Raw genomic sequence first — 18,164 nt, forward strand, 5'->3', positions numbered from 1 at the left:
TCCGCTTCTTCGGCCTGAATAGCAGGCAAAAGATCGCACCACAGGGTAAGGTTCGGGTGAAGCGGTTTGGTAAAGCGGAATTAAGAAGCTGGCTCGCAACTTTCGAACGGCCGCGTTTCCACCGAGATCCCGTCTTCGAGAGAGCAGGTCAGGACGCTGTAGCACGGTAGTGCGCCGCGCAGCCTGGTCGACAACGTGCCCGTGCCGATCATGCGCATGCGGCGGCCGTCGCGTTCGCGCATCTGGTCGAACGGAAAGTGGATATGACCCGAAATCACTGCATCCGCGCCCGATGATGCGATGGTGGCGAAGGCCTCGTCGCCCCCGATCGTTTCATTGTGTTCTTCGTCTGTGGCCGCCAGCAAAGGGTGGTGGCAGGTCACGATCTTGATCCGTTCATCCCCGGTGAGCGCGGCCAGCTGCTCTTTCGTCGCCTGGAGTGCATCCTTGGTGACGAAGCCATCGGACCACGGAAAGCGCGGCTGGATGCGGACGGTTGTCTTCAGCGGGACTAGGACGACGTCCTCCGAGCTGAACACGCCCCCGACTTGCGCATAAAGCTTGCGAAAGCGGCGGTACGGATCGGTGAACCGCTCCCACATGTTATAGTAAGGCATGTCGTGATTGCCCGCGCACATGATCACCGGCGCTTCGAACTGCGCGAAGTATTCTGCGGCCTGATCGAACTGCTCGTGCGTGGCGCGCTGCGTCAGGTCGCCCGTGCACACGATCGCGTCGGGATTTTCTGCGGCCGCGGCTGCCGCGAATGCGTCGAGCGCGGCGCGGTTCTCGACACCGAAATGCGTATCGCTGAGATGGAATAGGCGGGTAGTCATGTCGGAAAGGGCCAACAGGTTCGGGCCTCTCGAATCAAGTCCAAACTTTGCCGCTTGTGATTATCCAGACTCAATCGGCGTGTCCGGTCACCAGCAGATCGACCGGGCAGCGCGCCGTTGAGACCACTTCTTTGGGCCTGCCGGCCACCGGTTCGCCATCAAGCAGGAGATCGAGCTTCGAAGCATCGTCGCTGCCGAGAGTGACTTCCTCGACAATGCCGACGCGATCATGCGGTCCTTCCCGAAACCGGCGACGCAGCACCGCCCAGCCCTGGCGCGCGAAATCGCCCACCGTATCGGCATAGAACCCGTCGAGCTGGAGGCCGAATTCACCCGGAGTGATCTCGATCAGCTGGTATCCCTGATCCCGGCCGATCTGCGGAACTTGCGCATGGACAGGCGGACCATCCGCCGTCTGCCCGATGGCGTCGATCGTACCGCCTGCGATCGCCGGAATATCGACATCGCGGGTCGCCTCGCGCACGTTGCTCCAGCAGGTGCCTGGTCCTACCAATAGCCCGGCGAGCGCCCAGCCGTGATCGCATCGGCAGACATTGGGGCGCATGCGGCGCGCCGAGCCAGCCGCCACGAGCTTGATGATCGTTTCCGCGTCGAATTCGCCGTGGAGGCGCTTGCTGAGGAGGTTCTTGGTGCCGCCAGGCAGGAACAGAACGGCCCCGTCCCATCCTTCGAGCGAGCTGATCGCCGCGTTCGCGCTGCCATCGCCGGTATAAATGACCACGAGTTCGATGCCTGCGGTGCGCAGTTCGTCATGCGTCGGCAAATCGTCATCGGGAAATTCGCAGTGGCGCGCGATGGCAATGCCATTGCTTTCGAGCGCTTCACGCACGGCAACCACCGCTGCATCGCGGTTACTTCCGCTCGACGGATTGGTGATCAGGCAACATTGATCGAAACGGTCCATATTCAGGCAAAGGCCGTAAGCGCCCGTAGTTCCCGATCAGAGGCGCCCGCTCAGGATAAGCCAGGCCGACACAAGGTTGAGCACGCTGTAGATCGCATAGGCCCAGACCAGGGCTGGCCAGCCGTTTGCTGCAAGCAGGAGCGCAGCCAGCAGGACTAGGAATTCAGTGACCATGGTGATGCGGCCGCCGAGCATGTGCACGAACCACGGCATCTGCCCCAGCAGGGGATGGCCGCTTTCGAGCACAGCCTTGTGCAAGGCAAAGTTGCCGATGCCGAGAAAGAAGATGATCACGATCGCCATTGTTCCAATATTGCGCCAACGCCCGCCGGATGGAAATAGTCGTTCGTCGGACGGTTTATGGAGTCGGTCCGGGTGATGTGTCGCTGATCGACCATGCAGCCGCGGTCGTAGAAGCCGGGGCGGCCGCAAGGCTCATTTGGGTTACAAGGGTTTCAACGGCGGGGAGGGGAAAGCATCCCGACTGCGCTGAACATGACCGGGCCTGGCACTGCCAACCCTTTGCCTACCGGCCAAGCCGGCGGCAGGCGGCGCACGGTCTGGTTGCACTCCGGTGCAATGCGGCTCGGACCCAATCCAGTCCCGGGGTCCGGGCCGCCCCTTTATCCGGTAAATGCGAGATGGGCAGTCGGGCGGCGGCGCAATCAGCGGCCGGCCATTGCCTTTACCTTCGGCAGATAGGTGCGCCCGATGCGCAGTGCTTCGCCATCGCCGAGTTCGACCGACCAAACGCCAAGCCCGTCGTGCCTTAGGCCGGTGATGCGGTCCTTGCGCAGGATCGTGCTGCGATGGATGCGGATGAATTCGGACGGATCGAGTTTCTCCTCCAGCCCGGCAATCGTCTGCAACAGAAGGTATGACCTGCCACCGTCACTTTCGGATCCGACGTGGAGGCGCACATAGTCGCGCTCTGCATCGATGCGTGAAACTTCGCTGACGGCAATTCGCAGCAGTTCGCTGCGATGCGGAACCCATAGTTCCTCGAGCCACTGGCTGCCGGTTTCCCGCCGTTCGCCGCGCCGCGAAAGCGCGCGTTCGATGGCCCTTTCGAGCCGTTCCGGGGCGACCGGCTTGAGCACGTAATCGATCGCCTCGAGATCGAAGGCCTCGACGGCGAAATTGTCATGGGCCGTCACGAAGATGACCGCCGGGGGATTTTCCGTGTCGGAAATGGAGCGCGCCACGCCCAGTCCGTCGAGTTCCGGCATCGTCATGTCGAGCAGGATCAGGTCGGGCGTGAGGGCTTCCACCAGCCGCAGCGCTGCGGCACCGTCGCTCGCCGTGCCGACGACATTGATCGAATCAAGGCTGGCGCAGATCACCTGGATCCGTTCGACAGCCAGCGGTTCGTCATCGACGATCAGGGTGCGAAGGGGCGTATCGGTTGCGGTTTCTTCAGCCATTGCGGGTCAAGGGTATGCGGATTTCAGTCTTGTATCCACCCTCCACAGGACCCGACGACAGGACGACATCGGTCCCGAAGCGTGCCTCGAGGCGGTCGCGGACATTGGCAAGTCCGATCCCGAAACCATGGTCCGCCCCTGCAGGGATGCCGGGACCATCGTCGCTGACGGTGATGACCAGCCGGTCGAATTCTTCCCGCGCGGCAATCGTGACGGTCACCGGGCGGCTGACCGCGGACACGGCGTATTTGACGGAATTTTCAACCAGCGGTTGAAGGATCATGCCGGGGACACGTGCGTCCTCGAGGCTGCGAGGCAAGTCGAACCTTGGCACCAGCCGTTCGGGGAAGCGCACGGCTTCAATGTCGAGATAGAGCTTCTGCAGGTCGAATTCCTGCTCGAGAGCGACATCGGAGGTCGGATCTTCGGCAAGGCTGTGCCGGTAGAAGCGCGAAATCGTCTGGATCATCCGTTCCGCTCGGTCGACCTTGCCGGTCATGACCATCGCCGAGAGCGAATTGAGCGTGTTGAACAGGAAGTGCGGATTGACCTGATAACGCAGCGATCGGAGTTCGGCCGCTTTTGCCGCCTCCCTGAATTCGCCTGCGCGCCGTTCTGCCAGCCGGACTTCTGCCACTGCCAGCAGTGCGAAATAGAGCGACGCCCAGGCAATCAGCAGGAAATACCTGCCGAGCGCGACGTCGATGACCATCATCCATTTTTCGTGGGACGTCGGGGCCGGCGCAATGATGTAGCTTTCCGCGACCTGGTCTTCCTCGGCTAGCGGATCGTCACCGTCTCGCGGAGAAATCGGGCTGCGGGTAGGAATGTCGACCATCAGATTGCCCGCATCGTCGCGCCGCATGTTGATGCCCGCCTCGCGGCCCATCCGCTCTTCTTCCTTCTTCTGGATGTCCTGGAACATCCATTGGTTCGTCTGGGCGATGGGGATCGAAACTGGGACGGCCACGATCAGGCCGGCCGCGACCTTCATCCACAAGGGGCGCGCATCGAACAGGCGCAGGACGAGCCAGAGGACCATGGTCATGGCGATGCCGACCGAAACCACGGCACCGCGGCGCCACAGCATTTCGGTCTGCATCTCAAACCCGATCACACTGGCGCGGATCGTCGTGATGGTGAAATAGGCCGCCCACAGGACGACCATCGACAGCAGAACCGTACGAAACGGCACGCGCGCCTGCGGCTCTGCTTGGGAAAATCTGCTCATTGACGGCAATTACCCCCCCGCCCCGCACATAGCGAATCCGTCGTCGGCTGCAAAATGCCGTTCATCGAATGCTCGTCGAGCGGGATCGGCGGGTCGAAACCCGCATCAACCCAGCAGGTGTTCCTCCGCGATCCGCTTGCGCCACTGTGCCGGGGCCAGCGTGTGGACGTTGTTGCCTTCGGAATCGACCGCAACGGTGACCGGCATGTCCTTCACCGTAAATTCGTAGATCGCTTCCATGCCGAGGTCTTCGAAGGCGACGACCTTCGCTTCCTTGATTGCCCGTGCGACCAGATAGGCGGCACCGCCCGTGGCCATCAGGTAAGCAACCTTGAAACGGCTGATCACATCGACCGCATCGGCCCCGCGTTCCGCCTTGCCGATCATGGCGAGCAGACCGAGGTCGAGCATCATCTCGGTGAACTTGTCCATACGGGTGGCGGTGGTCGGCCCTGCCGGGCCGACGACTTCGCCCATCACCGGGTCGACCGGGCCGACGTAATAGATTGCGCGGCCCTTGAACTCGACAGGCAGCTCTTCGCCCTTCTGGAGCATGTCGTGAATGCGTTTGTGCGCTGCATCGCGCCCCGTCAGCATCGCACCGTTGAGGAGCAGACGGTCGCCATGCTTCCAGCTTGCGACTTCTTCCGGGGTGAGATTGTCGAGATCGACCCGCTTCGCTTCAGCGTCGGGCTCCCAATGGACGTCGGGCCACTGGTCGAGATCGGGCTGCGGGATATAGGCTGGTCCGCTGCCATCCATGGTCACATGGGCATGGCGCGTGGCCGCGCAATTGGGAATCATGGCGACCGGCTTGCCCGCTGCGTGGCACGGCCAGTCGTAAATCTTGACGTCGAGGACCGTCGAGAGGCCACCGAGACCCTGCGCGCCGACACCCTGCGCGTTCACGGCATCGAAAATATCGATGCGCAGCTGCTCGATATCGCTCTGCGCGCCGCGGGCCTTCAGCTGGGCCATGTCGATCGGGTCCATCAGCGATTGCTTGGCGAGCTTCATGCAGTGTTCTGCAGTGCCGCCGATACCGATGCCGAGCATACCGGGAGGACACCAGCCGGCACCCATTGAGGGGATCTGTTCCAGCACCCAGTCGATGATGTTGTCGCTGGGGTTCATCATCTTGAACTTCGACTTGTTCTCGCTGCCGCCACCCTTGGCGGCAACGTCGATCGAGATCGTATTGCCCGGCACCATCTCCACGCTCAGCACACAGGGCGTGTTGTCGCGGGTGTTGCGGCGGGTGAAGGCCGGATCGGCGAGGATCGAGGCGCGCAGCTTGTTGTCGGGATGGTTGTAGGCGCGGCGCACGCCTTCATCGACGACCTCCTGCAACGACATCTTCGAATCGAGCCTGCAGTCCTGCCCCCACTTGATGAAGACGTTGACGATGCCGGTGTCCTGGCAGATCGGGCGATGCCCTTCCGCACACATGCGGCTGTTGGTCAGGATCTGCGCAATCGCGTCCTTGGCAGCCGGGCCCTGTTCCGCCTTGTAGGCCTCGCCCAGCGCCTGGATGTAATCCATCGGGTGGTAATACGAGATATACTGCAGGGCATCCGCCACGGTCTCGATCAGATCGTCTTCGCGGATGATTGTCATGTCGCTCATCGATTGCGCCTTCCTGTCGGTCGATTCGAAAATCCCTTAAGCGCGAGACGTGCCTAGCGTCAAAGCGCTTGGCGCAGCGCGACGCATTGGGTAGGGAGGATTTGACGCACTGTGTTATCAGTGTAATACAGTTTTCGAGTATGCCATGACCCAGTTTGAAATGTCCGCTCCCCGCAAGGCCATGATCGACAGCCAGCTCCGCACCAGCGGCGTGAACGAGGATTTCGTTCTCGCACGCATGGGCACTGTCCCGCGCGAGGAATTCGTGCCGGAATCGGCACGCGATGTTGCCTATATCGATCGCGCCATCCCGCTCGGTGACGGCAATTTCCTCGCCGCGCCGCTGGTTCACGGCAAGATGCTGGCCGAAGCCGCGCCGAAGACCGACGACAGCGTATTGGTGGTCGAAAGCGGCAGCGCCTATCTGACCGAGCTGGTTCGCCCGCTGGTTGCATCGGTCGAAACGACGACCGCGGAAGAAGCGGCGGCAAAGTCATCCAAACGCAAGAGCTTCTCGCTCATCCTCGTTGACGGTGCGATCGAGGATCTGCCCGACAGCCTCGTAAAGCGGCTGGACGAAAACGGTCGCATCGTGACCGGCACTGTTACGCGCGGCGTCACCCGTCTCGCCAGCGGCCGCAAGGTTGCAGGGCAGGTCGCGCTGCAACCGCTGGGCGAAATCGGGATCCCGGTTTTGCATGCCTTCGCCAAGAAGAAGGAATGGAGTTTCTGAAAATGACGCATGCGGCCAAGTCCACACGGCGCCTGGCCGTCGCGCTCATGCTGGGCTGTGCGGTCGTCGCCGCACCGGCACAGGCAGACACGCTGCGCGAGGCCCTCGCCAGCGCCTACAACACCAATCCGACCTTGCAGGCAGCGCGCGCCAACCAGCGCGCGACCGACGAGAATGTCGTCATCAACAAGGCGCAGGGCCTGCCCAGCGTCACGGCGACCGCGTCGCATGTCGAATTCGTCTATGCCTCGCCCGACGATCCTGCCTCGCCGGAACGGCGCTTCTCGATTGGCCCAGACCTGCAGGTTCCGCTCTATACCGGCGGAGCGATCAAGAATTCGGTGAAGGCTTCGAAGGAACGCGTATCTGCCGGACAGGCCGATTTGCGCGGCACCGAGAGCGCGATCTTCAGCCAGGTCGTGGCCGCCTATATGGACGTGCTGCGCAATGAGGCGCTGGTTTCCCTGTCGGAAAACCAGGTCGAAGTGCTGTCGGTGAACGTCCAGGCCACCAGCGACCGGTTCGAGATCGGCGATCTCACCAGGACCGACGTCGCCCAGTCGCAGGCCCGCCTCGCATTGGCACAGGGTGACCTGCGCGGCGCTCGCGCCAATCTGATCCGCGCCCGTGAAGATTATATCGAGCTGGTCGGCACGGCGCCCGACGATCTCCAGCCGCCTCCGCCGCTGCCCGGCCTGCCCGACAATGTCGAGCAAGCCGTTGAAGTAGCGATCGAGAACAATCCCGACCTGATCGCCGCGCGCGACCGCGCAGATGCGGCAGGATATGATTCCAGGGTAGCCGGATCGGGCCGACTGCCCACCGTGGGCGTGTTCGCCGGCCTCGACTACACCGATTATTACGGCTCGCTGGGCGGTCCGTTGTCGAGCCAGTTCGACCAGAACAGCACCGCGGCGAGCGCCGGGGTGTCGGTCTCCATCCCGATCTTCCAGGGCGGCCTTCCTGCAGCCCGGCAGCGGCAGGCATATGCCCGCGAAAGCGCTGCGCTGGAGCAGGTCGTTGCAGCCGAACGGGGAGTAATTTCTCAGGTTCGCGCCGCATGGTCGGCATGGCAGGCATCGCTCGCGATCATCGAAAGTTCGCAATCCGCTGTCGATGCAGCGGCCCTCAGCCTCGAAGGCGTGCGTGCCGAAAACTCGATCGGCAACCGTACCATCCTCGACGTGCTGAATGCCGAACAGGAACTGCTTTCGAGCCGCGTCCAGTTGGTGACGGCACGCCGCAATGCCTATGTCGCCGGTTTCAGCCTGCTTGCAGCCATGGGCCGGGCAGAGGCTCGCGATCTCAACCTCGACACGGGCGGACCGCTTTACGATCCGCAGGTTAACTACGACCGGGTCAAGGGAATCATCTTCGACTGGCAGCGCGATCCGGAACCTCAGGCAGTTTCAACCAGGACCGTTGACATACCCGCCCCCGACGCGACAATTGAGGGCGAAACAGAATCGGATGACGGGTTAGCTAACTGACGTCATTCCACGCCAAGGGACCTGACGTTGTCGCAACACAATGAAGCATCCGTCGAGGAAATCCTCGAATCGATCAAGAAGGTGATCGCTCGCGACAATCGCGAGGGTGCACGCGAATTGCAGCGCCAGCGCGAAGCCGAAGGTGTCGTTCGCACCGAAGAAGCCCGCCCTGCCCCCACACCGGCAGAGGAAGAGGAAGTGCTCGACCTCGCCGAGATGGAATTCGCCGAAGATCACGCGGTCGATCACGACAATGACGAAGATCAGGAAGATGGCGACTCGCCCCTGACCAGCGAAACCGTGCGCGATTCGATGCGCGACAATTTCGCAGCACTAGCAATGCTGGCCGAACCGGGCGCAAAACCGCAGATCGTGCGCTCGGGCGAAACTTCGCTGGAAGGCATGGTGCGCGACATGCTGCGCCCGATGCTGGCCGAATGGCTCGACAAGAACCTTCCGGGCATGGTCGAAAAGATGGTGCAGGCGGAAATCGCCCGCATCGCCGGCAAGCGCGGCTGAGTCCAATCCTCCGACCTCCAGGAATGATGTGAGCCGTTCGGGCAAGCTCGAGGAAGCGCAAAAAGCGCTCACCAAGATTGGCGGTGAAACCATCGAACGGCATATTTTCCTATGCGGAATCAGTGACAAGCAGAAGTGCTGCCGCCGCGAAGAAGGCGAGCGCGCCTGGAAGTACCTGAAAAAGCGTCTGAAGCAGCTGAAGCTGGCAGGGCCGCTTCGCGAAGATGGTGGTGGGATCCAGCGGACGAAGGCGGACTGCCTTCAGATCTGCGCTGCGGGGCCGATCGCCTTGGTCTGGCCCGATCGCGTCTGGTATCACTCAGCCGACGAAGAAGTGCTCGAACGGATTATCCAGGACCACCTGATCGGCGGCAAAGTGGTCGAGGAATACCGGCTGAAAACGCCGCCTGCGGGCGACTGAGCCGGTTACGCCCCTAATCTTCGTCGTGGCCTGGCAGGCGGTTGTCGACCGATTCGTCGTGACCCGTGCCGTTCGACAGGAACATCAGCCCCATCAAAGCGCTCGCCAATAGCATGGTGAAGCCCACGCCAAGGGCCGTGGCGATGTAGTAGTGCACCGATACCGCGCCATTGTGCTTGTAGAGCAGGGCAACCGCGATGCCGACCGTCCCCAAAGTTATGAGGAACATCAGGCGCATGACGCGGCGATAGCGCGCCCAGGCGTGGGCGGCATTTTCCGGATCGTCGAGCGGAGACTTGCGCGTCATGCGGGCGAGATGGGCGCTGCAAGGGTGAATGGCAACCGCTGTCTTGACGTGTTTGAGGCTCATGCTGATGCAGATTCGCTTTTTCGCCCGCAAAATGGCATTCTTTGCAGACTGCACAGCAAAGGAGAGGGCCATGGACATCGCAGGCATCGTTCAAAATCGCAGCAATGCCGATATCGTGAGCTGCGATGTCTCGACCAAAGTGCACGACGCCATCCGTCTCCTTGCCGAAAAAAGGATCGGCGCCCTTCCCGTAACGGAAGGCGGCCGGGTCGTCGGCATATTCTCCGAACGCGATGTGATCTACCGCCTCGCCGAAGAAGGCGAGATGTGCCTTTCGCGGCAGGTCGGCCAGGTCATGACTGCACCGGCCATTACGGTGGAATCGGGCACCAAGATCGACGAAGCGTTGTCGCTGATGACGCGGCGCCGCATCCGGCACCTGCCGGTGATGGACAATGGCGCGATGAGCGGCTTCATTTCGATCGGCGACCTGGTGAAGAGTCGTATGGACGAGGTGCAACACGAAGCCGACGCCATGCGCAGTTATATCCAGACCGCTTGAGGTTGGCGCTGCGCGCACCTACATCGCGGTAACGATGGCAGAAGCACTCACCCTCACGCCCGCCGCAGCGCAGCGTATCGCCAAGATCGCCGAGAAGCAGGCCAAGCCTGCAATCCTTCGCCTGTCGGTTGAAGGAGGTGGATGCTCGGGCTTCCAGTACAAGTTCGACCTCGCCGAAAATGCCGAGACCGACGATAGCGTGAGCGAAACCGCCGGCGTACGCCTGGTCGTCGATCCCGTAAGCCTCGACCTTGTCGGGGGAAGCACCGTCGATTTCGTCGAATCGCTCGGCGGTGCGGCTTTCAGGGTCGAAAACCCCAATGCCGCGGCCGGTTGCGGCTGCGGTTCGAGTTTCGGGATTTAGGTTAGACCCGTCGCGAATTCTCGGGCACACAAAGCCCCATGAAAATCGCGACATTCAACATCAATGGCATCAAGGCGCGGTTGCCGCGTCTCAAGGAATGGCTGGCGGAAACGCGGCCGACCGTCGCTTGCCTGCAAGAGATCAAGAGCCAGGACGACGGCTTTCCCGCCGACGAGTTCGCAGAGCTGGGTTACGAGGCGATCTGGCACGGTCAGAAGAGCTTCAACGGTGTCGCGATCCTCGTCGATGGCAGCAAGCCGGTCGAGATCAAGCGCGGTCTGGGGATCGACGGCCCCAAGGACGGCGAGGGCGAGCAATCGCGCTATATCGAGGCTGACGTGGATGGCGTGCGTGTCGTCTGCATTTATCTGCCGAACGGCAATCCGCATCCCGGACCGAAGTTCGATTACAAGCTCGCCTGGATGGAGAAGCTGCGTGCCCGGATGGCCGAGATATGGGCCGAAGAGATCCCTTGCGCCGTCGTCGGCGATTTCAACGTCATCCCGCATGACGACGATGTCTGGTCGCCCAAGGCGATGGCATCGGACGCGCTGATGCAACCGGAATCACGCGACGCCTACAGCAGGTTGCTGGCAGACGGCTGGACCGACGCCGTTCGCACGCTCAATCCGCGCGGCGGCGTCTGGACCTATTGGGACTACCAGGCAGGCGCTTGGCAACGCGACCATGGCTTCCGCATCGACCACATACTACTGACGCCGGAACTGGCGGACCGGCTGGAGGCTGTCGGTGTCGACCGCGATCACCGCGGGCGAGAAAAGGCGAGCGATCACGCCCCCGTCTGGGCGCGCATCCGCGACTGATCTCCGCTTAAACGAAAAGGCCCCCTCCCATGGCGGGAGAGGGCCTTACTCGATTGGTTTCTAGCCGCAGTGTTCAGCGGTAGAAGATATGCGTGTTGATGGTCGCGCGGGCGACCTTCTTGCGGCTCCAGCTTGGACGCACGTATTTCGCATGAAAATAGAGCGAATCGGCGGCTTCCGATTCCCACTGGCCTTCGTGGGCGATCTTGGCGATCGCCTTAGCCTTGCGCCAGGCTGCCGAATTGGTCCGGATCGACGGCATGCGCCCACCCTTCACGAACGAGAACTGCGACCGCTGGTAAACCACGCCGCAATAGCTCGAAGGAAAGCTCGACGAATCGGCGCGATTAATGATCACCTGTGCAACGGCCAGCTGGCCCGCAAGCGGTTCACCGCGCGATTCGAAATAGATCGCACCGGCGAGGCACTTCATCTGCTCGCTCAGCGCGTAATCGGTACCGGTCGACGACACCAGTTCGCGCAGGGAAGCTGCGGAAGGTGCGGTTTCGTCGGACTGGGTTTCTTTCTGCGCTGCATCTTCGGGCAACGGCTGGATAATTTCTTCGGAAACGAATTGCGGAGCGGGTTTCTCGGAACCGTCGGCTGCCGTCTTGGTTGTTTCCATGCCCGCAGCGGAAATATCCTGCTGGTCCTGGGCGAATGCGCCGCTGGTTTCGGCGCTGGCAAGAGTTAGACTCGTGGCTGCAAGAATGGCAGCCGCACTTATACTATGGGTCTTACGACTCATATTCCCGTCACATACGTGCGGTGAACGAGCTCAGACGCAGGCGGGACCTGTTCGCGTTTTTTGCGTTAAGAGAGGTGGTCCAAGTTAAAGGCCTGCCGGCCGTTCCCCGTCTGCGTGCTAGCTTGCGAACCTGATTGTTCGCCAAACCGCCTACGCACCTGGAAGCTGGCGGCCAAATAGTCGGCTTTACGGATAGGTCAAGTTAACGCGGCAAAGACGCGACGAACCGTTCCCCATCCGCGACGTCCAGTTCAATCACCCAGATATCTGGGTCCTGGCGCTTCCTTTTCGCCACGTATTCGTCGATTTCTCGCGGATTTTCAGGGTTTTCCCGCTTTGCAGCAATAAAAGGTCTGCTTCCATCCAGCTGTGGCATCCGTTCGAAAAGTGTAACCTGATCACCACGATACATCGTTAAGATGAGGATCGTCCCTGCATCCTGTTCGCCGCGGTGGATCACCGTTCCGAAGCCGCCTTCCGCCTGGACAGCCCGCAGGATAGCGCCGATTTCGAGGTGCGCGGGAAGCCGCGTGTCCATCAGTTCAACCCGCGTCCGGGGAATATCCCGGAAGGCTGGACAGGGCGATGCGAGAACGCATGAAGGTACCGGTACCGCGCCCGATCTCTTCCCCTTCGGCATCGACTAGCCGCGATTCGGCGACGAAAACGCGGCGCTTGCCACTGACCCAGCGTCCTTCGGCAACGACCTCGCCGGTCTTCACCGGCTTGGTGAAGTGGAGGTTGAAACTGGTCGTCAGCAGAAAACGATCGGTCGCCAGCGTGTTCGCCGCATAGAAAGCGGCATCGTCCAGCATCTTGAAATAGATCGTCCCGTGGGCCGCGCCGGCAGCGTGATAGGCGCTTTCATCGACCATGAACCTGATGCGCGCGCGGCCTTCCTCGATGATTTCGAGGCTCGATCGAAACAGCGAATTGACCGGTGCCGAGGCATAAAGCGTCTCGAGCGCGCGAAAATGGAGCTGCGCGCCGCTGGACGAGGAGCCTTCAGGCTGCATCGCGATCCAGCTGGTTGGTGATCAGGGCATAAAGCGCCTGAGTGTCGGGAGCTTCCGACAATGCCTCGTGCATCGCGTCATCACGAACCAGGCGAGAGATCGCCGCCAGCGCATGAAGGTGCGTCGCACCCGCATTCTCGGGCGAGATCAGTCCGAACACCAGATCGACGGGCATTCCATCGGCTGCAGCAAAATCGACTGCATGGTCCAGCCGCAGCAATACGACCGTCGGCCGGCTGACTGCCGCCGAACGGGCATGCGGAATGGCCACGCCGCGACCGAAACCGGTAGATCCGAGAGCTTCGCGCTCCTCAAGCCCGTCGAGGATCGCGGTCTCGTCCACCCCGTAGACGCTGGCGAAAAGGCGCGCGACTTCGCTGAGTACACCGGATTTTGAATCGGCCCCGGCCGTGGCAACTGCCTCGGGAAGGAGATGGAAATTGGCGTTCATGGCAGGTTTTTCGATTACGTTCTGAGTTGGCGACGAACGACACGCTCCTGCACCCCTGATCGGGCACTTATCGCCAGCGGTCGGTTTGAATGCCCCCCACAGGATTCCGCCAACGGAATCGGGACATTATTTCGGTTCGACCCAGCCGATCGAACCGTCGGAGCGGCGATAAACCATATTATGACGACCAGTTCCAGCATTTTTGAAGAACAGGGCATTGGTATCGCGCAGGTCGAGCATCATGACCGCGTCCGCTACCGAGGCTTCGGGAATATCGGTGCTGGTTTCCGCGATGATCGGTGGTGCATCTGCCACCACTTCTTCGTCTGCATCCTCTTCAGCTGGCGCGAAGATGACATAGGCTGCCTCTTCTTCCTTCATGGCGTGCGCCGCCTGTTCATGCCGATCCTTGATCCGGCGCTTGTAACGGCGCAGCTGCTTGTCGATCTTCTCCGCAGCCGCATCCAACGCGTGATGGGCGTCCTGCGCCTGGCCCTGCGCCTTCAGAATCAGGCCCTGCATGACATGGGTCACGATGTCGCAGGTAAAGCCACCAGCCGGTCCCTTGCCGAAAGTTACGTGAGAGGAGATGGCGCGGTCGAAATACTTGTCGACGATGCTGCCAAGTCGGTCGGCTGCATGCTCCTGAAGGGCTGCGCCGGTTTCCACCTGATGTCCCGATACGCGGATATCCATGACTCAGTGTCTCCTTTTCTATTCTTGCCGGACCCTGGGGCAGGATCCGGATGTCAGCTTGACCAGAGCGGGGATTCGATCTGTTCAAGAAACGCACGGTGACGGGCTAGTTCCTCTGCCGTTGCGAAATGTGGCCTCGGTTCGCGCCGCTCGCCTGTGGGGCGCGAAAGGATCACCTCGACCGACCCGGAATCCTGCGAGGAAGAAACGCCGATCTCGATCTCGGCTGCCAGTTCGAGACCGATCTGCCGGCCACCTGTCAGTTCGACGTAAACCTGGGCTAGCAATTCGGCGTCGAGCAACGCGCCATGCTTGACGCGGTGGCTGCGGTCGATTCCGTAACGCGTGCACAGCGCATCGAGCGACAGTTTGGCACCAGGATGACGTTTGCGAGCGATCGCGACGGTGTCGATCATCCGCTCGAGACTCACGATCTCGCGTCCGATCAGTTCGAGTTCGTTGTTGATGAAGCCGAAGTCGAACCCGGCATTGTGCGCGATCAGCGGGGCATCGCCGATGAAGGACAGGAAATCGTCGACCGCATCGCGGAACAGCGGCTTGTCGGCCAGGAAAGCCTCGGACAGGCCATGCACGGCCTCCGCAGCTGCGGGCATGTCGCGTTCGGGATTGAAATATGCGTGATAGGTGTCGCCGGTCGGGACCCTGTTGAAGAGTTCAACGCATCCGATTTCCACCATTCGGTCGCCCGTCTTGGGGTCGAGTCCGGTCGTTTCGGTGTCGAAAACAATTTCTCGCATTAATGGTCATATCGGCCGTTAGTTTGCCGCTGGCAAGGGGTCCGAATGCCTTTGAACGCTTAATTCCTGGCGGAGAAATAATCGATCAGCGTGCGCACCTGTTTTTCCGTCTCGGCCAAGGTGACCCCGGTGTCGATGACGTGGTCCGCGCGGGCGCGCTTTTCCGCATCGGGCACCTGCAGCGACAGGATGTGCGCGAATTTTTCGGGGGTCATTCCGGGGCGCGCGAGAACTCGTTGGCGCTGGACCTCGGCAGGAGCGGAAACCACGATAATCGAGTCGACCTGAGAATGGCCGCTTCCTTCGAACAGCAGCGGAATGTCGAATACGACCATCGGTGCACCGGCATGCTCGATCATGAACGCCTGCCGTTTCGCGCCGACAGCCGGGTGGACGATGGCTTCGAGCCGCTTGAGAGCGGCCGGATCGGCAAAGACCTGCGCGCCCAATGCCTCGCGTCTGACCCCTTCTGGCCCGGTCGAGCCTGGAAACTCCGCCTCGATGGCATCGATCAATTCGCCATTGGGCCCCTGCATGCGGCGCACTTCGGCATCGGCATCGAAAACGGGCACGCCTGCGCGCTCGAACATTTCTGCGACGGTCGACTTGCCCATGCCGATAGAGCCGGTGAGGCCGAGGATGCGGGGGTGGCTCATCTGGTGAGGATCTCTCTCAATTGCAGGTCGCAATCGCGCGGCGGTTGCTGGCCGAAAAACCGCTCGAAGGCGTGGGCAGCCTGACCGATAAGCATGGACAGCCCGTCGATCGTTTCATGCCCTGCAGCGCGGGCGTTCTTCAGGAAATCCGTCTCGACCGGGTCGGTGACGATGTCATAGGCGATCGCACCCGGCGGCGTATGGCTCCAGTCGAAATTCAGCGGCGGCTGGCCGCGCATGCCGAGTGGGGATGCGTTGACGACAAGGTCGCAACACCCGTCGCGGTCGTCGAAGGTGAAATCGGTCGGTTCGGCAAAATGATCGAGCGGAGGGGAATGGTGTTCGCCCTTTGGGGCAAGCTCGTCGAGCAGCGTCCGTGCCTTGCCGGTGTTTCGCCCGGCAAGGACCAGAGTAAATCCCTCGTCGCTCAAACCCTTTACGATGGCGCGGGCAGCACCCCCGGTCCCGAGGATACGGGCCATCCGGAAAAAGTGGTTTTCCTTCAGCTTGGCCTTCAGCGGTTCGATGAAGCCTGAAATGTCCGTATTCCAGCCCACCAGTTCGCCCGCAGTGTTGCGCGTGATCGTATTGACCGCGCCGACGGTTTTGGCCTGCGGGCTGATCTTGTCGAGCAGCGGGATAACCGCCTGCTTGTGCGGCATGGTGACATTGCACCCACGCCAGTCGAGGTCTGCGCGGCGATCGTCGAGATAATCCGCCAGACCGTCACCGGTCACATGGCAGGCGCGGTATTCGGCATCTATCCCGAGTTTCTCGAGCCAGAAATTATGGATCGCCGGGCTCTTGGACTGCTTGATCGGATCGCCGATCACCTCGGCATAGGGCTGGCTCATGCCTCGAGCTCCCCGAGGTCGCGCAGCGCGCCAAGAACCTGGAGCAGCGGCATTCCGAGCACGGTGAACTGGTCGCCTTCGATCGCGCTGAACAGCTGGGGGCCGAGAGCCTCGATCCTGAATACGCCGACGCAATGCGAAACTTCGGGCCATTCGGCATCGAGGTAATTTTCGATGAAGGCGTCGGACAATTCCCGCACATGCAGTTTGGAAAGCGCCGTGCCGCTCCATTCGCAGGTGTCGTCCCGCACCAGAGCGGCGCCGCTGTGCAGTTCCATTACCTTGCCGGAAAAGAAGCGGAGATGTTCGACTGCCTGTTCGCGCGTTTCGGGCTTGTCGAACCGGTGACCTTCGCAAACGACGAGGCTGTCACTGCCAAGAACCAGCCTGCCGCCATGGACGGCGGCGATATCCGATGCTTTGGCTACGCTCAGCGCTTCGGCCACCTCGCCGGGCGCGGATCCGGCAAGTCCCTCCTCGACCGCGCGTTCGTCGATACCGGCCGGAATGCTTTCATATCGGACGCCGACAGCATCGAGCATGGCCCGCCGCGACGCGCTCTTGGAAGCGAGGATGATGCTCATATCGGCTTGATCCCCTGATCGCCTGCGCCGTCTTCACCGGAGGATCGCTGGTTGTAGAGCCTGATAGCGGCGGCGGCCGTCTCCTCGATGGAGCGACGCGTCACATCGATCACCGGCCAGCCATTGTCGGCGAACATCCGCCGCGCATACTTGAGTTCGTCGCGCACGCGGTCGTCGTCGACATAGGCGGTTTCGGTATCCTCGTGCAGGCTGAGCAGCCGGTTGCGGCGGATCTGTACCAAGCGATCCGGCGCGGTGGTGAGGCCGATGACCAGCGGACGGCGCAGGCGGAACAGCGCATCAGGCGGGGGGCTTTCGACCACGATCGGGATATTGGCGGTCTTGAACCCGCGATTGGCGAGGTAGATGCTGGTCGGTGTTTTGGAAGTCCGCGAAACACCGGCAAGCACGATGTCGGCCTGTTCCCAGTTTTCCCAGCCGATCCCGTCGTCATGCGCGATGGTGAACTGGATCGCCTCGACCCGCTTGAAATAGGCTTCGTCCATCGTGTGCTGGCGCCCGGGACGGCCACGCGCTTCTTGCCCCAGTTGCGATTCCAGTGCCTCTGTCACGGCGTCGAGGGCGGGGACGGCCGGAAGACCAAGTTGTCGACAATGTTCCTCCAGCCTGGCGCGCGTTTCGGCATTCACCAGGGTAAAGAGCACCAAGCCGGGATTCGCGGCAAGATCGGGCACGATCCTGTCGAGATGCTGGCGCGAACGGACCATGGGCCAGAAATGGCGGGTAACGTCGGCATCCTCGAACTGCGCGAGTGCCGCCTTGGCGATCATCTCCAGCGTTTCGCCGGTGGAATCCGAGACGAGATGAAGGTGGAGGCGGAGCATGTTTTGCGCGTTTGATCCCTGTCGCGAGGGGCTGTGGAGAACACGGGCATAAACCACGGGAGAAACCTGCCGACAAGTTCGGGGATGAGTTCCATGCCCGCTGTTCGCCGTTTCACCAGCATGCTTACCGACAGAAACCGGTGTTTTCCGACAGGCTGGGGACAGTGGGGAAAAGTTTGACTCGACTCAGGCGATCCGGCGATTCGATGGCAAGCAAAACCCTGTTCATCGCGGGAGAAATCGGGCAGGGGCCTGCTGTCCCCGTAATCCACAGGGCCAACAGACTCCATA

General features: G+C 61.6%; 24 protein-coding genes. 7 read left to right on the forward strand and 17 right to left on the reverse strand.

What is annotated here, in order from left to right; translation table 11 throughout:
* Positions 1-80: 80 nt before the first annotated feature.
* From AMC99_RS12275 to AMC99_RS12300, 6 genes are all read right to left on the reverse strand, one after another.
* On the reverse strand, positions 81-836 hold the full coding sequence (locus AMC99_RS12275; protein ID WP_157058329.1) for a metallophosphoesterase family protein: 756 nt from the start codon (positions 834-836) through the stop codon (positions 81-83).
* A gap of 70 nt (positions 837-906) precedes the next feature.
* Positions 907-1,761 (reverse strand): diacylglycerol kinase family protein, encoded by an 855-nt coding sequence (locus AMC99_RS12280; protein WP_061926943.1) that lies wholly within the window; start codon positions 1,759-1,761, stop codon positions 907-909.
* 36 nt (positions 1,762-1,797) lie between these two features.
* Complete coding sequence (locus AMC99_RS12285) at positions 1,798-2,064, reverse strand: hypothetical protein (protein ID WP_061926945.1); 267 nt, start codon at positions 2,062-2,064, stop codon at positions 1,798-1,800.
* A 362-nt stretch (positions 2,065-2,426) separates the two neighbouring features.
* Positions 2,427-3,185 (reverse strand): LytR/AlgR family response regulator transcription factor, encoded by a 759-nt coding sequence (locus AMC99_RS12290; protein WP_061926947.1) that lies wholly within the window; start codon positions 3,183-3,185, stop codon positions 2,427-2,429.
* The gene (locus AMC99_RS12295) at positions 3,178-4,416 is read right to left on the reverse strand and encodes a sensor histidine kinase (RefSeq protein WP_061926949.1); all 1,239 of its coding nucleotides are present in this window, start codon (positions 4,414-4,416) and stop codon (positions 3,178-3,180) included. Before AMC99_RS12295 ends, AMC99_RS12290 begins: the two co-directional genes overlap by 8 nt.
* 105 nt (positions 4,417-4,521) lie before the next feature.
* On the reverse strand, positions 4,522-6,042 hold the full coding sequence (locus AMC99_RS12300) for a fumarate hydratase (RefSeq protein ID WP_061926951.1): 1,521 nt from the start codon (positions 6,040-6,042) through the stop codon (positions 4,522-4,524).
* Positions 6,043-6,187: 145 nt separating this feature from the next.
* On the opposite strand from AMC99_RS12300, the gene AMC99_RS12305 reads away from it, so the two are divergent.
* Genes AMC99_RS12305 through AMC99_RS12320 form a run of 4 tightly spaced genes read left to right on the forward strand, consistent with a single transcriptional unit; the run spans position 6,188 to position 9,205 of the window.
* Entirely contained in the window at positions 6,188-6,775 is a 588-nt protein-coding gene (locus AMC99_RS12305) for a protein-L-isoaspartate O-methyltransferase family protein (RefSeq protein ID WP_061926953.1), read from the forward strand.
* Positions 6,763-8,265: a TolC family outer membrane protein gene (locus AMC99_RS12310; protein ID WP_157058330.1), complete on the forward strand. Its 1,503-nt coding sequence runs from the start codon at positions 6,763-6,765 to the stop codon at positions 8,263-8,265. The genes AMC99_RS12305 and AMC99_RS12310 overlap by 13 nt, the downstream gene beginning before the upstream one ends.
* Positions 8,266-8,292: 27 nt before the next feature.
* Positions 8,293-8,784 (forward strand): DUF2497 domain-containing protein, encoded by a 492-nt coding sequence (locus AMC99_RS12315; RefSeq protein WP_061926955.1) that lies wholly within the window; start codon positions 8,293-8,295, stop codon positions 8,782-8,784.
* A gap of 28 nt (positions 8,785-8,812) precedes the next feature.
* The gene (locus AMC99_RS12320; RefSeq protein WP_061926956.1) at positions 8,813-9,205 is read left to right on the forward strand and encodes a (2Fe-2S) ferredoxin domain-containing protein; all 393 of its coding nucleotides are present in this window, start codon (positions 8,813-8,815) and stop codon (positions 9,203-9,205) included.
* 13 nt (positions 9,206-9,218) lie between these two features.
* Here AMC99_RS12320 and AMC99_RS12325 read toward each other — a convergent pair whose 3' ends face one another.
* The gene (locus tag AMC99_RS12325) at positions 9,219-9,512 is read right to left on the reverse strand and encodes a hypothetical protein (protein WP_061928022.1); all 294 of its coding nucleotides are present in this window, start codon (positions 9,510-9,512) and stop codon (positions 9,219-9,221) included.
* Between the two features lie 133 nt (positions 9,513-9,645).
* Between AMC99_RS12325 and AMC99_RS12330 the strand changes: the two genes are divergently transcribed.
* From AMC99_RS12330 to xth, 3 genes are read left to right on the forward strand one after another with little or no spacing between them, the layout of a single operon-like run.
* Positions 9,646-10,077 carry a CBS domain-containing protein gene (locus AMC99_RS12330; RefSeq protein ID WP_061928024.1) on the forward strand — a complete coding sequence of 144 codons (432 nt, stop codon included), beginning with the start codon at positions 9,646-9,648 and terminating at the stop codon, positions 10,075-10,077.
* Between the two features lie 34 nt (positions 10,078-10,111).
* The gene (gene erpA / locus AMC99_RS12335) at positions 10,112-10,441 is read left to right on the forward strand and encodes an iron-sulfur cluster insertion protein ErpA (RefSeq protein ID WP_061926957.1); all 330 of its coding nucleotides are present in this window, start codon (positions 10,112-10,114) and stop codon (positions 10,439-10,441) included.
* 38 nt (positions 10,442-10,479) lie between these two features.
* The gene (gene xth / locus AMC99_RS12340; protein ID WP_061926958.1) at positions 10,480-11,265 is read left to right on the forward strand and encodes an exodeoxyribonuclease III; all 786 of its coding nucleotides are present in this window, start codon (positions 10,480-10,482) and stop codon (positions 11,263-11,265) included.
* Positions 11,266-11,338: 73 nt separating this feature from the next.
* Here xth and AMC99_RS12345 read toward each other — a convergent pair whose 3' ends face one another.
* The 10 genes from AMC99_RS12345 to AMC99_RS12390 form a co-directional block, all read right to left on the reverse strand.
* The gene (locus AMC99_RS12345) at positions 11,339-12,013 is read right to left on the reverse strand and encodes a cell wall hydrolase (RefSeq protein ID WP_061926959.1); all 675 of its coding nucleotides are present in this window, start codon (positions 12,011-12,013) and stop codon (positions 11,339-11,341) included.
* 202 nt (positions 12,014-12,215) lie between these two features.
* Complete coding sequence (locus AMC99_RS12350) at positions 12,216-12,551, reverse strand: DUF1491 family protein (protein WP_061926960.1); 336 nt, start codon at positions 12,549-12,551, stop codon at positions 12,216-12,218.
* A 4-nt stretch (positions 12,552-12,555) separates the two neighbouring features.
* Complete coding sequence (locus AMC99_RS12355; RefSeq protein WP_061926961.1) at positions 12,556-13,029, reverse strand: PaaI family thioesterase; 474 nt, start codon at positions 13,027-13,029, stop codon at positions 12,556-12,558.
* Positions 13,019-13,480, reverse strand: a complete 462-nt coding sequence (locus AMC99_RS12360) for a PTS sugar transporter subunit IIA (protein WP_061926963.1) — start codon at positions 13,478-13,480, stop codon at positions 13,019-13,021. The genes AMC99_RS12355 and AMC99_RS12360 overlap by 11 nt, the downstream gene beginning before the upstream one ends.
* Before the next feature lie 126 nt (positions 13,481-13,606).
* Entirely contained in the window at positions 13,607-14,176 is a 570-nt protein-coding gene (gene hpf, locus AMC99_RS12365) for a ribosome hibernation-promoting factor, HPF/YfiA family (RefSeq protein WP_061926965.1), read from the reverse strand.
* A 53-nt stretch (positions 14,177-14,229) separates the two neighbouring features.
* Positions 14,230-14,934: a DNA polymerase III subunit epsilon gene (dnaQ, locus tag AMC99_RS12370; RefSeq protein WP_061926966.1), complete on the reverse strand. Its 705-nt coding sequence runs from the start codon at positions 14,932-14,934 to the stop codon at positions 14,230-14,232.
* A 59-nt stretch (positions 14,935-14,993) separates the two neighbouring features.
* Entirely contained in the window at positions 14,994-15,590 is a 597-nt protein-coding gene (gene coaE / locus AMC99_RS12375; protein ID WP_061926967.1) for a dephospho-CoA kinase, read from the reverse strand.
* Positions 15,587-16,444, reverse strand: coding sequence for a shikimate dehydrogenase (aroE, locus tag AMC99_RS12380; RefSeq protein WP_061926968.1), 858 nt, complete (start codon positions 16,442-16,444; stop codon positions 15,587-15,589). The genes coaE and aroE overlap by 4 nt, the downstream gene beginning before the upstream one ends.
* Positions 16,441-17,028 (reverse strand): Maf family protein, encoded by a 588-nt coding sequence (locus AMC99_RS12385; RefSeq protein ID WP_061926969.1) that lies wholly within the window; start codon positions 17,026-17,028, stop codon positions 16,441-16,443. The genes aroE and AMC99_RS12385 overlap by 4 nt, the downstream gene beginning before the upstream one ends.
* Complete coding sequence (locus tag AMC99_RS12390) at positions 17,025-17,873, reverse strand: pyruvate, water dikinase regulatory protein (protein ID WP_061926970.1); 849 nt, start codon at positions 17,871-17,873, stop codon at positions 17,025-17,027. The genes AMC99_RS12385 and AMC99_RS12390 overlap by 4 nt, the downstream gene beginning before the upstream one ends.
* Between the last annotated feature and the right edge of the window lie 291 nt (positions 17,874-18,164).

It is taken from the genome of Altererythrobacter epoxidivorans (genome assembly GCF_001281485.1).
GTDB lineage: Bacteria > Pseudomonadota > Alphaproteobacteria > Sphingomonadales > Sphingomonadaceae > Erythrobacter > Erythrobacter epoxidivorans.

Excerpts from the sequence above, each read along its gene's own strand:
- xth (WP_061926958.1), top strand. The coding sequence starts at position 10,480 with ATGAAAATCGCGACATTCAACATCAATGGCATCAAGGCGCGGTTGCCG.
- AMC99_RS12280 (WP_061926943.1), bottom strand. The coding sequence starts at position 1,761 with ATGGACCGTTTCGATCAATGTTGCCTGATCACCAATCCGTCGAGCGGA.
- aroE (WP_061926968.1), bottom strand. The coding sequence starts at position 16,444 with ATGAGCCAGCCCTATGCCGAGGTGATCGGCGATCCGATCAAGCAGTCC.
- AMC99_RS12345 (WP_061926959.1), bottom strand. The coding sequence starts at position 12,013 with ATGAGTCGTAAGACCCATAGTATAAGTGCGGCTGCCATTCTTGCAGCC.
- AMC99_RS12275 (WP_157058329.1), bottom strand. The coding sequence starts at position 836 with ATGACTACCCGCCTATTCCATCTCAGCGATACGCATTTCGGTGTCGAG.
- hpf (WP_061926965.1), bottom strand. The coding sequence starts at position 14,176 with ATGGATATCCGCGTATCGGGACATCAGGTGGAAACCGGCGCAGCCCTT.
- AMC99_RS12390 (WP_061926970.1), bottom strand. The coding sequence starts at position 17,873 with ATGCTCCGCCTCCACCTTCATCTCGTCTCGGATTCCACCGGCGAAACG.
- AMC99_RS12355 (WP_061926961.1), bottom strand. The coding sequence starts at position 13,029 with ATGCAGCCTGAAGGCTCCTCGTCCAGCGGCGCGCAGCTCCATTTTCGC.
- AMC99_RS12350 (WP_061926960.1), bottom strand. The coding sequence starts at position 12,551 with ATGGACACGCGGCTTCCCGCGCACCTCGAAATCGGCGCTATCCTGCGG.
- AMC99_RS12385 (WP_061926969.1), bottom strand. The coding sequence starts at position 17,028 with ATGAGCATCATCCTCGCTTCCAAGAGCGCGTCGCGGCGGGCCATGCTC.
- AMC99_RS12300 (WP_061926951.1), bottom strand. The coding sequence starts at position 6,042 with ATGAGCGACATGACAATCATCCGCGAAGACGATCTGATCGAGACCGTG.
- AMC99_RS12305 (WP_061926953.1), top strand. The coding sequence starts at position 6,188 with ATGACCCAGTTTGAAATGTCCGCTCCCCGCAAGGCCATGATCGACAGC.
- AMC99_RS12330 (WP_061928024.1), top strand. The coding sequence starts at position 9,646 with ATGGACATCGCAGGCATCGTTCAAAATCGCAGCAATGCCGATATCGTG.
- AMC99_RS12325 (WP_061928022.1), bottom strand. The coding sequence starts at position 9,512 with ATGACGCGCAAGTCTCCGCTCGACGATCCGGAAAATGCCGCCCACGCC.
- erpA (WP_061926957.1), top strand. The coding sequence starts at position 10,112 with ATGGCAGAAGCACTCACCCTCACGCCCGCCGCAGCGCAGCGTATCGCC.
- coaE (WP_061926967.1), bottom strand. The coding sequence starts at position 15,590 with ATGAGCCACCCCCGCATCCTCGGCCTCACCGGCTCTATCGGCATGGGC.
- AMC99_RS12295 (WP_061926949.1), bottom strand. The coding sequence starts at position 4,416 with ATGAGCAGATTTTCCCAAGCAGAGCCGCAGGCGCGCGTGCCGTTTCGT.
- AMC99_RS12310 (WP_157058330.1), top strand. The coding sequence starts at position 6,763 with ATGGAGTTTCTGAAAATGACGCATGCGGCCAAGTCCACACGGCGCCTG.
- AMC99_RS12290 (WP_061926947.1), bottom strand. The coding sequence starts at position 3,185 with ATGGCTGAAGAAACCGCAACCGATACGCCCCTTCGCACCCTGATCGTC.
- AMC99_RS12360 (WP_061926963.1), bottom strand. The coding sequence starts at position 13,480 with ATGAACGCCAATTTCCATCTCCTTCCCGAGGCAGTTGCCACGGCCGGG.
- dnaQ (WP_061926966.1), bottom strand. The coding sequence starts at position 14,934 with ATGCGAGAAATTGTTTTCGACACCGAAACGACCGGACTCGACCCCAAG.
- AMC99_RS12285 (WP_061926945.1), bottom strand. The coding sequence starts at position 2,064 with ATGGCGATCGTGATCATCTTCTTTCTCGGCATCGGCAACTTTGCCTTG.